General features: G+C 71.3%; 14 protein-coding genes. 9 read left to right on the top strand and 5 right to left on the bottom strand.

Features of this window, described 5'->3' with window-relative positions:
• Positions 1-178 precede the first annotated feature (178 nt).
• Entirely contained in the window at positions 179-454 is a 276-nt protein-coding gene (locus ACKUB9_RS02095; RefSeq protein WP_407518985.1) for a YiaA/YiaB family inner membrane protein, read from the bottom strand.
• Between the two features lie 42 nt (positions 455-496).
• On the bottom strand, positions 497-1,225 hold the full coding sequence (locus ACKUB9_RS02100) for a PspA/IM30 family protein (RefSeq protein WP_407518986.1): 729 nt from the start codon (positions 1,223-1,225) through the stop codon (positions 497-499).
• Between the two features lie 102 nt (positions 1,226-1,327).
• On the opposite strand from ACKUB9_RS02100, the gene ACKUB9_RS02105 reads away from it, so the two are divergent.
• Both ACKUB9_RS02105 and panB read left to right on the top strand, forming a co-directional pair.
• Positions 1,328-1,975 carry a TetR/AcrR family transcriptional regulator gene (locus tag ACKUB9_RS02105; protein WP_407518988.1) on the top strand — a complete coding sequence of 216 codons (648 nt, stop codon included), beginning with the start codon at positions 1,328-1,330 and terminating at the stop codon, positions 1,973-1,975.
• Entirely contained in the window at positions 1,972-2,835 is an 864-nt protein-coding gene (gene panB, locus ACKUB9_RS02110; protein ID WP_407518990.1) for a 3-methyl-2-oxobutanoate hydroxymethyltransferase, read from the top strand. The genes ACKUB9_RS02105 and panB overlap by 4 nt, the downstream gene beginning before the upstream one ends.
• A gap of 5 nt (positions 2,836-2,840) precedes the next feature.
• Here the strand turns inward: panB and ACKUB9_RS02115 are convergent, their stop codons facing one another.
• Positions 2,841-3,704, bottom strand: a complete 864-nt coding sequence (locus ACKUB9_RS02115; RefSeq protein ID WP_407518992.1) for a DUF3108 domain-containing protein — start codon at positions 3,702-3,704, stop codon at positions 2,841-2,843.
• 283 nt (positions 3,705-3,987) lie between these two features.
• Here ACKUB9_RS02115 and rpmB point away from each other — a divergent pair, with 283 nt between their 5' ends.
• Complete coding sequence (gene rpmB, locus ACKUB9_RS02120; RefSeq protein WP_407518994.1) at positions 3,988-4,278, top strand: 50S ribosomal protein L28; 291 nt, start codon at positions 3,988-3,990, stop codon at positions 4,276-4,278.
• 77 nt (positions 4,279-4,355) lie between these two features.
• Here the strand turns inward: rpmB and ACKUB9_RS02125 are convergent, their stop codons facing one another.
• Complete coding sequence (locus ACKUB9_RS02125) at positions 4,356-4,967, bottom strand: YceI family protein (RefSeq protein ID WP_407518996.1); 612 nt, start codon at positions 4,965-4,967, stop codon at positions 4,356-4,358.
• Positions 4,968-5,068: 101 nt separating this feature from the next.
• Here ACKUB9_RS02125 and ruvA point away from each other — a divergent pair, with 101 nt between their 5' ends.
• Positions 5,069-5,686, top strand: a complete 618-nt coding sequence (gene ruvA / locus ACKUB9_RS02130) for a Holliday junction branch migration protein RuvA (RefSeq protein WP_407518998.1) — start codon at positions 5,069-5,071, stop codon at positions 5,684-5,686.
• 62 nt (positions 5,687-5,748) lie between these two features.
• Here the strand turns inward: ruvA and ACKUB9_RS02135 are convergent, their stop codons facing one another.
• Complete coding sequence (locus ACKUB9_RS02135) at positions 5,749-7,986, bottom strand: transglycosylase domain-containing protein (RefSeq protein WP_407518999.1); 2,238 nt, start codon at positions 7,984-7,986, stop codon at positions 5,749-5,751.
• A gap of 406 nt (positions 7,987-8,392) precedes the next feature.
• Here ACKUB9_RS02135 and ACKUB9_RS02140 point away from each other — a divergent pair, with 406 nt between their 5' ends.
• The 5 genes from ACKUB9_RS02140 (at position 8,393) to ACKUB9_RS02160 (ending at position 12,323) form a co-directional block, all read left to right on the top strand.
• Positions 8,393-8,824: a YcgN family cysteine cluster protein gene (locus ACKUB9_RS02140; protein WP_407519106.1), complete on the top strand. Its 432-nt coding sequence runs from the start codon at positions 8,393-8,395 to the stop codon at positions 8,822-8,824.
• Positions 8,825-8,932: 108 nt separating this feature from the next.
• Positions 8,933-9,436: a YciE/YciF ferroxidase family protein gene (locus ACKUB9_RS02145; protein ID WP_407519001.1), complete on the top strand. Its 504-nt coding sequence runs from the start codon at positions 8,933-8,935 to the stop codon at positions 9,434-9,436.
• Positions 9,437-9,616: 180 nt separating this feature from the next.
• The gene (gene gshB, locus ACKUB9_RS02150) at positions 9,617-10,573 is read left to right on the top strand and encodes a glutathione synthase (protein ID WP_407519003.1); all 957 of its coding nucleotides are present in this window, start codon (positions 9,617-9,619) and stop codon (positions 10,571-10,573) included.
• Between the two features lie 216 nt (positions 10,574-10,789).
• A complete protein-coding gene (locus tag ACKUB9_RS02155) occupies positions 10,790-11,680 on the top strand; it encodes a hypothetical protein (protein WP_407519005.1) in 891 nt (296 codons plus the stop codon).
• A 13-nt stretch (positions 11,681-11,693) separates the two neighbouring features.
• Positions 11,694-12,323 carry a DUF2272 domain-containing protein gene (locus ACKUB9_RS02160; RefSeq protein ID WP_407519007.1) on the top strand — a complete coding sequence of 210 codons (630 nt, stop codon included), beginning with the start codon at positions 11,694-11,696 and terminating at the stop codon, positions 12,321-12,323.
• Positions 12,324-12,328 lie beyond the last annotated feature (5 nt).

The raw sequence follows: 12,328 nt of genomic DNA on the forward strand, positions 1-12,328 counted from the left end.
GCATCGGGAGCGATGTGCCGGCACTCTAAGCATCATTCGTGGAAGTGGGCACCGGTTTGGCGGCGAAATTGATGCAGGGTGGAGCGCATCGAACGCCGGATTGGTCACCGGACCGGTAACAGGAACGACGCAGGACCGAGACCCTGACCAGGGGCCTCGGGCCGTCCTGCCGGGAGGCTCACTCCTTGCTCATCTCCATCAGCAGGCGCTCGGCCCGGGCGTCCTCGATCCGGTTGACCATGCGCTTGCCCTCGTGGACGTCGCGCACCGTCTTGACCAGGGTGACGCAGGACTGGACCAGCATGGTCACGCCCATGGCGAGGTAGCCCTTGATCCAGAGGTCGAGCGGCAGGAACAGGATCCCGCCGGCCACCATGGTGGCGGAGCCGATGAAGGAGGCGTACGTGAAGGCGACCCAGGCCGAGGTGTGCGTCTGGGCGGTCTGCGTGCTCATGGGATGAATCCTTTGGCTGGCGGGAGACGGGTCGGGCGGGGATCAGGCGGCCGGTGTGCCGGCATTCGGCGTGCCGGCGGTCGGTGTGCCGGCGGCCTTGGCGCGCAGGCGCTCCATCACGCCCGCGGCGCTGGGCTTGGTGCGCGGGCCGAAGCCGGCCGCTTCGAGCCGCTCGGCGACGCCGGCGGGCTCGGCCGCGTCGATGACCGCGAGGGCCTCGGCCACGGCGGTCTCGCGCGCCTGCCGCTCGCGCAGGCGGCGCAGCGTCGCCTGCGCGTCCGCGAGCGCCGCGGCGGCGCCCGGCACGCCCTCGCCCCGGCGCGTCCGCAGGCGCCGCACCGCCTCGGCGGCCTCCGCGAGGCGCCGGCCCCGCTCCAGCTCGGCGAGCTGGCGCCCGCCCTCCCGCACCGTGCGCCGCAGGGCCTCGACCTCGCTCGAGAAGGCGGCGCGCGCCGCGCGCAGGCCCTCGATCTCGGCCTCCAGCCCGGCGATGGCCTCCGCGGCCTCCGTGGCGAGGTCCTCGCGCCCGCCCGCCAGCGCCGCGACGGCGCGCTGCTCCAGGTCGGCGAGCCGGGCCGCGAGCGCGGCCTCGTGCTTGGCGTCGGCGCCCTCCTGCGCCACCGCGTGGGCGAGCGCGCGGCGGCTCCCGTCGAGGGCTGCGGCGGCCTCGCGGATCTGCTGGTCGAGCAGCGGCAGGGCATTCTGGTCGATGAGGTCCTCGCAGGCGCGGGCGGCGGCACCGCGGGCGAGAGTGGCGAAGATCTTGAGCATGAGGGGCTCCGGTTTCGTGAACGTTGTTCACGGATGCACCCTCCCACAGCTTTGAACGGCGTTCAAGCCTTTTTTTGAACGCCGTTCACGAAAGGAGCGCGGATGAGCACGGAGGAGCGCCGCGAGCAGTTGCGGGCCGCCCTGATCGACGCCGCCGAGGCGGCGATCGTCCAGGGGGGGCTCGGTGCCCTCAAGGCGCGCGACCTGGCCCGGGAGGCCGGCTGCGCGGTCGGTGCGATCTACACGGTCTTCCCCGATCTCGACGCCCTGATCCTGAGCGTGAACCTGCGCACGCTGCACCTGTTCGAGAGCACCATCACGGCAGTGCGGACCGCGACCGCCGAGGGGAGCGGACCGCCCGACCCCGAGGCGGCCATCGGCGACCTCGTGCGGCTGGCCGTGAGCTACCAGTGCTTCGCCATGGAGCACCCGACCCGCTGGCGGGCGCTCTTCCAGCACCGCATGGCCGCGATGCCGCCGGACTGGTACATGCGCGAGCAGGTGCGGCTCTTCCGGCACATCGAGGCGCCGCTCGCGGTCCTGCGGCCGGACCTCGCCGGGGCCGAGCGGGCGCTGCTCGCCCGCACCCTCTTCTCGGCGACGCACGGCATCGTCAGCCTCGGGCTCGACGAAAAACTGATGACCTTGAGCGAACCGGTGCTGCGGGGGCAGATCGAGACCGCCGTGACGGCGCTCGGGCGCGGCCTGACCGCACGGACCGCCGCGCCCCATTCCGAGGAAACGCCATGAGCCACCACACCGAGCGCCCGCCCGCCCCCGCGACCGAGCCGCCCGTCACGATCCCGATGCTGCAGGCCTGGCGCGCGGACGGCCGGCGCATCGTCATGGTGACGGCCTACGACGCCGCGATGGCGCGGCTCGTCGACCCGCTGGTGGACGTGATCCTGGTGGGCGACAGCGTCGGCAACGTGTGCCTGGGCTTCGACACCACGCTGCCGGTCAGCATGGCGATGATGAACCACCACGTGGAGGCGGTGGCGCGCAGCCGCCCCCGGGCCCTCCTCGTCGCCGACATGCCCTTTCTGAGCTTCCACCTCGACCTCGCCGACACGATCCGCAACGCGGGCGGCCTGCTGCAGCGCGGGGCGGCGGCGGTGAAGCTCGAAGGCGGCGCCGCGCGGGTGCCCACCGTGCGGGCGCTGGTGGAGTGCGAGATCCCGGTGATGGGCCATCTCGGCCTCACGCCGCAGAGCGTGAACGCGATGGGCGGGTTCAAGGTGCAGGGCCGGGCCGTCGAGGCCGCCCGCCGCCTCCTCGACGACGCCAGGCGCATGGAGGATGCGGGCTGCTTCTCCCTGGTGCTGGAGGGCATCCCGGCCGAACTCGGCAAGCGCATCACCGAGTCGCTCGCCATCCCCACCATCGGCATCGGGGCCGGGCCGGACTGCTCCGGGCAGGTCTTGGTGCTGCACGACCTGCTGGGCCTGCTGCCGGGCCGCAAGGCGAAGTTCGTGCGCACCTACGTGGACGGCTACGGGCTGCTGCAGGCCGGGCTCTCGGCCTATGCTGAGGACGTGCGCGCCGGCCGCTTCCCGGGGCCGGCGGAATCCTACGCGCTGCCCGAGGCGGTGCGGGCGGCGCTGGACTGAGCGGCCTACTGCGCGACGGCCTGCGCGGTGTCGCCCGCAGGCCCGCCGCGGTCGAAGCGGGTCGCCTCGATGATGTTGGTGCCGAGCATGGTGCGCACCGCGATGCGCAGGGGCAGCAGCACCCGCGCGCCCTCGACGGGCGCGAGCCACACCGACATGTCGGTGTTGTCCTCCATGAATTTCACGCCCGGCCGGTCGGGGCGGTGGCCGGCGATCGGCCGGTAGCGGGCGTTGCAGACGAGGACCGGGCCGGCATAGCCCGGTTTGTCCACCTGCCGGGTCTCGCCGTAGCTGAGCACGACGTCGAAGCGGGTCGCGCCGTCGAAGACCGGGATCACGCGGTTGCAGTTCTCCGGGTCGGTGAGGCTGCCGCGGCCCTGCGCGGGCATCAGCAGCGCGCTCACCGGATCGATGATGCCGCGCTTGTTGGTCTCGTTCACCGGGACGCGCTCGGGATCGACGAGCAGCGGCGGGGCGATCTCGGAGGCCACGACGTTGCCGCGGGTGAGCGCCATGCGCACGGTGATCGAGGCGCTCGACGAGTGGGACGAGATCGCGAAGGTGCCCGGCTGGGGCCGGCCCGTCGGCGCCACCTGTCCGCTCGCCCGGCCCGAGCCGTAGCCGCCGGTGATCGCGCCGGCGAGCCCGGTGAGCCGGGCGCTGACGTCCATCCGGTAGCGCGGGCCGTCGAGCGACCCCACCACCTTGGCGGTGCCGATCGGCACGCCCGCCAGGATGATCCCGTAATCGACCGTCACGTTGGCCGAGGCGCCGCCGCGCGCCCGCGCGGCCGCGGCCGGGTCCGCCTGCCCCGTCGCCAGCAGCAGGCCCGAGGCGAGGAAGGCCGGAAGGAGGGACGTCGCACGCATGGGAGAGCACAGCCGTTCTGGGTGAGGGCGCCCGGGAGCGCCGCCCGCTTGAATCGCGCGGCATCGTGACGAGTTTAAGGTTAACGGTTCGTCTCACGGCGCGGGCGCTGCCCCCGTGGCTCCGGGGGCGCACGGCCCTCGGCTTGACGAAACGAGGTCACTCGCCTAGAGGCGTGGGCCTTCCAGGCTTTCGCGCGGTCGGGTCCCTGCCGCGGTCGCTTCTCAAGCGCCCGGCGTGAGCGTGGCCGGTCCGTGGACGATCAGATTTGAAGGGTTGAAGACCATGTCGCGCCGCTGCGAACTCACCGGCAAGGCCGTGCTCACCGGCCACTTGGTGAGCCACTCGAACCGCAAGACCAAGCGCCGGTTCCTGCCGAACCTGTGCAACGTCACGCTCCTGTCGGACACGCTCGGCCGCTCGGTCCGCCTGCGCATCTCGGCCAACGCCCTGCGCACGGTGGAGCACCGCGGCGGGCTCGACGCGTTCCTGGTCAAGTCCGGCGAGACGGACCTGTCGCAGAACGCGCGCCTGCTCAAGCGCGAGATCGAGAAGAAGCTCGCCGAGGCCGCCTGAGTCTCCTCATTCGGTGTTGCAACGGAAGCCGTCGCCCGCCCGGGCGGCGGCTTCTTGGCGTTTCAGGGCTCGCCGCCTCAGGGGGCCGCCTTGAACTCCCCTTCGAGGCGCAGCGTCACCTCGTCGCCGATCGCCGGCAGGAAGGCGCTGACGCCGAACTCCGAGCGCCGGATCAGCGCCCGCCCGTCGAAGCCGACCGTGTAGGCCTTGTCGATCGGGTTCGTGCCGGCCTGGTTGAAGGTGACGTCGAGGACCACCGGCTTCGTCACGCCCTTCAGCGTCAGGTCGCCGAGGACCCGCGCGGTGGTCGGGCCGGTCGGCTCCACGCCGGTGCTGGCGAAGGTGGCGGTGGGGAAGTGCGCGGCGTCGAAGAAGTCGGGGCCGCGCACGTGCCGGTTGAACGTGTCGTTGAGCCCGTCGATGCTCGCGGTGCCGATCCGCGCCGTCAGCCGGCTCTGGGCCGGGGTCTTGGGTTCGAGGGTCAGGTCCGCCGCCACGTCGGTGAACTGGCCGTAATAGGTCGAGTAGCCGAGATGGCTCACCGACCACGTGATCTTGCCGTGCGCGGGATCGAGCACGTAGCGGCCGGGCCGCACCTGGGAAGGATCGGTCGTGGGCGGCACGGGCTCCTGCGCCGCCGCCGGAAGGGCGGCGAGGAGGAGCCACGCCAGCAGGCACGCGCGCTTCATGTGGTCACCTTGTGGCTGGGATCGCGGTCGTCGATATGGCGTCGATCAGATCCCACGAACCACGGCGCCGCTCAAGGATGCGCGCCCGGCACGGACCTCACATGATCGGCAAGTTGAAGGGCGTCGTCGATTCCTACGGCGAGGACTTCGTCATCCTCGACGTGAACGGCGTCGGCTACGTGGTGCATTGCTCGGCGCGCACGCTGCAGCGGCTGCCGCCGATCGGCGAGGCGACGGACCTCGCGATCGAGACCCACGTCCGCGAGGACATGATCCGGCTCTACGGCTTCCGCTCGGACGCGGAGCGCGAGTGGTTCCGCCTGCTCCAGACCGTGCAGGGGGTGGGCACGCGGGTCGCGCTCGGCGTGCTGTCGGTGCTGGAGCCCGCCGACCTCGCCACCGCCATCGCCACCGGCGACAAGGGCTCGGTCGCCCGCGCGCCCGGGGTCGGCCCCCGGCTCGCCGCCCGCCTCGTCGCGGAACTCCGGGACAAGGCCCCGGCCTTCGCGCCCGTGGACCCCGCCCTGATCCGCCTCACCGGAGCCATCGAGGAGCGCACCGCCCCCCAGCCCGTCGCCGACGCGATCTCGGCGCTGGTCAATCTCGGCTACCCGCAGATCCAGGCCTCCGCGGCGGTGGCGGCGGCGCTCCAGGGGGCGGGGGAGGGGGCCGAGGCCAAGACCCTCATCCGGCTCGGCCTGCGGGAATTGGCGCGCTGATCGCCCGGCCGGGCTCGGCACGAGGACCACGTCGCCGTCCTGTCCCGGCCGAGGCCGGCGTCTCAGGGCGTCGCGACCCGCTTGGCCGGGGCGGTGCCCTCCGCGAAGGGACCAGCCGTGCCGACCTCGCGCATCGCCGCGCGGCCCGGCGCCGGTTCGACGGTGCGGAAGAGCGTGCCGATGCCGCCCAACACCTCGAAGGAGCGCCGCGACAGGGTGCCGGGGGGGGCGGCGGGCGTCGGGGAGGGGGCGCTCGGCGCCTTGCTGGCGGCCTGCGCTCCCGGCTTGTCGCCCTCGAAGCCCGGCAGCGGCTTCAGCTCGATGCCCTGGTGGGCGGGCTGGAGCACCTCGTGGAAGGTCAGCGCCGGCAGCGAGCCGCCGGTCATGTTCTTGGTCGAGGAATGGTCGTCGTTGCCGTACCAGACCGCCGCCACGTAGTTGCCGGTGTAGCCGACGAACCACGCGTCCTTGTAGGCGTTCGTGGTGCCGGTCTTGCCCGCCGTGCGCGCCCCCTCGATCGCCGCCTTCCGGCCCGTGCCCTCGTCCACCACCTTGTTGAGCATGTAGTTCATGTCGGCGACGACGCGGGTGGAGAGCACCTGCTCGGGCGCCGGCTCGCTGGTGTCGTGCCGGTAGATGACCTCGCCGGCGGAGGTGCGGATCTCCACCGCCGCGTAGGGCTTGGCGCGCCGCCCGCCATTGGCGAAGACCGCGTAGCCGGCCGCCTGGTCGATCACCGTCACCTCGGCCGAGCCGATCGGCAGCGAGACTGAGTCGGTCAGCGTCGTGGTCAGGCCCATCCGGCGGCTGGTGTCGATGATCTTGGCCCGGCCGAGCTTGGCGGCGCGCGCGTCGTGCGTCTCGCCCAGCGCCTTGCCCATCTGGATCGAGAACTTGACCGGGATGGTGTTGATCGACTTCGCCACCGCGATCCAGAGCGGCATCGAGCCCGCGAAGGAGCGGCCGTAATTCGCCGGGCACCAGTTGCCGATGCAGACGGGGGAATCCACCACCTTGCTGTCGGGCCGCCACTGCCCGGTGGAGAGGGCGGCGGCGTACACGAAGGGCTTGAACGAGGAGCCGGGCTGGCGCAGCGCGTCGGTGGCGCGGTTGAACTGGCTCTGCCCGTAATCGGCCCCGCCCACCATCGCGCGCACGGCCCCGTCCGGGTCCATCACCACCATGGCGCCCTGCTCGACCTCGAACGCGTCGCCGTACTTGCGCAGGACCGATTCGACCGTCTGGTCGGCGCGCCGCTGGATCGAGAGGTCGAGCGGCGTCTTGACGACGAGCACCCGCTCCTTCTTGAGCTTGCCGTCGTCGGCCAGCCGCTTCACCTCGTTGAAGGCCCAGTCGAGGTAGTAATCGGCGCTGACGTCGCGCGAGCGCGTGACCGGGGTCGCCGGGTTGCGCAGGGCCGACTGGATCTGGCCCTCGGTGAGGAAACCGGCCTCCACCATGTTGTGCAGCACGTCCGCGGCCCGCGCGCGGGCGGCCGGCAGGTTCACGTGCGGCGCGTACTTGGTCGGCGCCTTGAACAGGCCCGCCAGCATGGCGGCTTCCGCCAGCGTGATGTCCTTGAGGTTCTTGCCGAAGTAGTAGTCGGCCGCCGCCGCCGCCCCGAAGGTGCCCCCGCCCATGTAGGCGCGGTCGAGGTAGAGCTTCAGGATCTCGTTCTTCGAGAGGTGGAATTCCAGCCAGAGGGCAAGGAACGCCTCGTTGATCTTGCGCTCCAGCGAGCGCTCGTTGGTGAGGAAGAGGTTCTTGGCGAGCTGCTGGGTCAGCGAGGAGCCGCCCTGCACGTGCCCGCCGCCGCGGGCGTTGACGGTGAGCGCGCGCGCGGTGCCGATCGGGTCGATGCCCCAATGCTCGTAGAAGCGCCGGTCCTCGGTCGAGATCAGGGCCTTCACCAGCACGTCGGGGAATTCGTCGATGCGCAGCGAATCGTCGTGCTTGATGCCGCGCCGCCCGACCTCGACGCCGTAGCGGTCGAGGAAGGTCACGGCGAGGTCCTGGGCCTTGAGCCAGTTCTCGCTCGTCTGGTTGAAGGCCGATTGCGCGAGGGTGAGCACCACGAGGCCGCCCGCGAAGCCGAGCGTCACGCCCTCGCTGGCGAGGTCGAGCACGCCGCGCTTGACGCCCCGCACGGTGAAGCGGCGGCGCATCACCTCCGAAAAACGCTCGTAGGCGTCGCCGAACGAGCGGCCGCCGCCGTAGAGGCTCGCGTTCACCCACGCGTCGAACCCGAGCGCGGCGCGGCCGAGGCGTGTCCAGAGCGAGGAAGGCCGGTTCAGCGGCACGGCGGAGATTCCTTGGCGGCCCGCGACCGGACGACGAGCGACGAGCGATGATCCTACCAAGTCTCGCGGCGGATCGCGAGACCGGGGCGGTCCGCGAACGGCCGCGCTTCGGTTCCGGAAACGCGCGCGGGGCCGCGGCGGTTCGCCCGTCCCTCGCCCGATATGGCGCGCCGATCACCGGGGCGCGAGGTCGCAGGAGTACCGAGGCCCGAGGGGATCGCTCCGGAGATCCTCCGGTTGCACGCTCCTGCCGCGCTTGTGCCGCACCGGTACCTGCGGCAGAGGGAGGGGACGATCCCGCCACCTAAGGACTTTCCCTTTGGCCGCCAAGCCCAAGGCCGCGCTCGCGAAGGCCGCGCTCGCGCCGGCCGGCCCGCCGTTCTGGCGCGAGAAGACGCTCGACGCGATGAGCCCGGCGGAGTGGGAGAGCCTCTGCGACGGCTGCGGGCGCTGCTGCCTCTTGAAGCTCGAGGACGAGGATACCGGCGAGATCCACCACACGGACGTCGCCTGCACGCTGTTCGACGCCGCCTCCTGCCGCTGCCGCGACTACGCCCGGCGCCAGACGCGCGTGCCCGACTGCGTCCGTCTGACGCCGGAGGCGGTGCGCACGCTGCCCTGGCTGCCGCCCACCTGCGCCTACCGCCTCGTGGCCGAGGGGCGCGACCTGCCCTGGTGGCATCCCCTGGTCTCGGGCAGCCGCCGCACCGTGCACGAGGCCGGCATCTCAGTGCGCGGGCGCGTGAGCGGCACCGAGGAGGAATTCGAGACCGAGGAACTCCTCGACCGCATCGTCGACTGGCCCGGCGAGGACCCGGCCGGCCCGGAGCGGGGCTGATACCCCGGGAGGGTTTCTCAGGAACCCGCGCGAGCGGGGTGGCGTTGCCCCGGCAGATGGGTCCGGGCCGCTCAGCGGGCCGGGCGATGCATCACGAGGAGAGACGTCATGGGCTTGTTCTCCAAGCCGATCAAGACGATGGACGACCTGTTCCATCACACGCTGCAGGACATCTATTACGCCGAGCAGCAGATCACCAAGGCGCTGCCGAAGATGATCGCCAAGGCGAGCGATCCTCAGCTCAAGCAGGGCTTCGAGACGCACCTCCGGGAGACGGAAGGACAGATCAAGCGGCTCGAACGGGTCTTCCAGGACCTCGGCCAGCCGGCCAAGGGCGTGCGCTGCGCCGCCATGGACGGGATCATCGAGGAGGCCGAGGAGATCATCGGCGACACCGACGACGCCGAGGTGCGCGACGCCGCCATGCTGGCCGCCGCCCAGGCCGTGGAGCATTACGAGATCACCCGCTACGGCACGCTGATCGCGCATGCCCGGCAGCTCGGCCACACCCAAGTGGTGGCGCCGCTGCAGCAGACCCTCGACGAGGAAAAAGCCGCCGACAAGAAGCTGACGGCGCTCGCCGAGAGCCGCGTGAACCGCAAGGCCGCGTGAGCCCGGCGCCGGTCCCACCGGCCCGCATCTTGCGCGGCGCCTGAGCGCGCCGCGTCCAGCCCTTACCAAGGCCCCGCCCGCCCCCCGCGAGCGGGGCCTTTCTTGAGAGGAGCGGCGCGGCGGGCCGTTGCCAGGAGGGTCGGGCCGCCCGATAAGGCCCGCGACCGGAGGACCCTCCCCATGTCCCTCACCGTCGCGGTCCAGATGGACCCGATCCAGAGCATCCGCATCGCGGGCGACACCACCTTCGCGCTGCTCCTCGAAGCGCAGGCGCGCGGCCACCGGCTGCTGCACTACACGCCCGACCGGCTCTCGATGCGCGACGGGCGCGTCACCGCCCGGGTCGAGGCCCTGCGGGTGCAGGATGTCGAGGGCGCGCACGCCACCTTGGGCGAGCCGGAGCGCATCGACCTCGCGGGGGCGGACGTGGTGCTGATGCGCCAGGACCCGCCCTTCGACCTCGCCTACATCACGGCGACCCATCTCCTGGAGCGCATCCATCCGGCCACGCTGGTGGTCAACAACCCCTTCGAGGTGCGCAACGCCCCGGAAAAACTGTTCGTCACGGCCTTTCCGGACCTGATGCCCCCGACCCTGATCACCCGCGACCGCCGCGAGATCGAGGATTTTCGCGAGGAGCACGGCAGCGTGGTGATGAAGCCGCTGCACGGGCACGGCGGCGCCGCGGTGCTGCGGGTGACGCCGGACGACCCGAATTTCGGCTCGATCTACGACCTCTTCGCCCAGACCTTCCGGGAGCCCTGGGTGGTGCAGCGCTTCCTGCCGAAGATCAGCGAGGGCGACAAGCGCATCATCCTGGTCGACGGCGAGGCGCTGGGGGCCGTCAACCGCGTGCCGGCCCGCAACGACATCCGCTCCAACATGGTGCGGGGCGGCACCGGCGGGGCGACCGCGCTCACCGCGCGCGAGCGCGAGATCTGCGAGCGGATCGGCCCGGAGCTGCGCCGCCGCGGGCTGATCCTGGTGGGCATCGACGTCATCGACGGCCACCTCACGGAGATCAACGTCACCTCGCCCACCGGCATCCGGGCGATCAAGCGCCTCGGCGGTCCCGACCTCGCGGTGGCGGTGTGGGACGCGATCGAGGCGAAGGTGACGCGGCCGCAGATGGCCTGACGCGTCGCCGGCCCGCCCCTGGTCACGGCTGCGGGCGATGCCGCCCGCCTCCCGGGCGGCCGTGGACACCATGGGCCGTCCGGCCGGCCGCAGACGAGGTCAGATCAAGGTCCGAGATCTGCGCCGGCAAGGCCGGGCAGTACTTGCACGGATCAAGATGAATCTCTAGCATGGCGGCTATCCGAAGGCCTTTCCCTCGTTTCGGGGAGACCGCCCGTGGCCATTCATTTCGATGTGGTGCGTGACGGAAAGCGCTTCTCGGCGCGGCCTGACGGCAGGACGGCGTTCCCGATCGCCGCGAAGGTGACGTTCCGCAACAGGAGGACCGGAGTCGAGCGCTTCGGATTATCCAACGACGGCAGCTTCTTCGGCTCGGACGAGGCGAAGCGGCAGAAGTACCTCGCTGCGGATTATGCGGAGATCCACCCCTTCTGGGCGGACTTCATCGAACCGACAGCGATCTGCGAGGGGCAGAGCTTCATCTCCCTCAACACCTACGATCGGGCGCGCTTCACGTTCGGGTTCGGGCAGTTCGCGGCCCACGTGCCCGACGGCGATTTCATCCGCTGGTTCCGCGACATGCTGCAGCGGCCCGAGGTCGTTGACTACTTCCCGAACCTCGAAGTGCGCGGCGGTCGCATCGTCAAGGTCGAGGACAACAAGGTCGTCCCGCTCGAAACCGCGCAGTCGACGGAGCCGCTGCAGCTCTATCTCAATCCGACCCTGGACGACGTCGAGGACGCCGAGGTTGTCGCCGCGGCGAAGCTGATCCACTGGACGGTGAATTATCCCGAGGCGCGCCTGCTGCAGGTCCAGCACATGGTGAACACGGCGCGCCGGCTGATGAAGGAGGCGGATCGGCGGCTCGGCCTCGACGGGCTCGGAGCCGACCTCTGCTGCGTCGTGATGGACGTGCGCCATCAGGGCCGCGCCGGGTTCTCCGACCTGCAGGAGGCGCTGAACGCCAGAAGGCCCTTCGAGGCCCTGCTCGACGTCGGCGCGGTGTCGCAGCCGGAGCGCGTCAGAAACCTCAAGCAGGCGCTCCAGACCCGCCGCGCGGCGCTGAGACGGAAGAAATGGTCCCGCTCGACGGGCGACTTTGTCTGACGGGAGACGGGCGATGGCTTTCGTCGATGCTCTGGTCACCGTGGCGCGGCGCGAATGGACCCGCTGGGGCGGGCCTGCGGAGGCGATCGACGGCACCCTGGTCGGGTTCACCAATTCCCGCATGGAGGCGGAGCATCCGTTCTGGACCTTCGTCGGCGAATACTGGAAAGCGGTCGGCAGCGACCTCGACGGCCGCGACCCGCCGGCGTGGTCGGCCGCGTTCATCTCCTACTGCTTCAGCCAGGCCGGGGCCGGTACCGGCTTTCCCTACCACGAGAACCACTCGATCTACGTCTCTAAGATCGATGCGGGCACCTTCCCGGGGCTGTCGCTCGCCGATCCCGGCACCGCTCCGGTCGCCGTCGGCGACCTTCTCTGGGCCAGCCGGACCGGCGACGGGTGCCGGACACCGCCCTCGACCTTCGCGGCCGCCAGGACCGAGCTGTCCAAGATCCGGCAGGGCACGGCCGCCAGCTTCTGCAGTCACTCGGACATCGTGGTCGCGGTCCGCACCGGCGAGGTCGACGTCATCGGCGGCAACGTCAAGCAGGCCGTGACGCGCACGACCTACAAGCTCGATGCCCGAAGCCGGATCAGGGACGGGCGGCGCACCTTCGTCGGCCTCGTGAAAGTTGCGCTGTAGTGGGA

The organism is Methylobacterium oryzisoli, assembly GCF_046557895.1.
GTDB lineage: Bacteria > Pseudomonadota > Alphaproteobacteria > Rhizobiales > Beijerinckiaceae > Methylobacterium > Methylobacterium oryzisoli.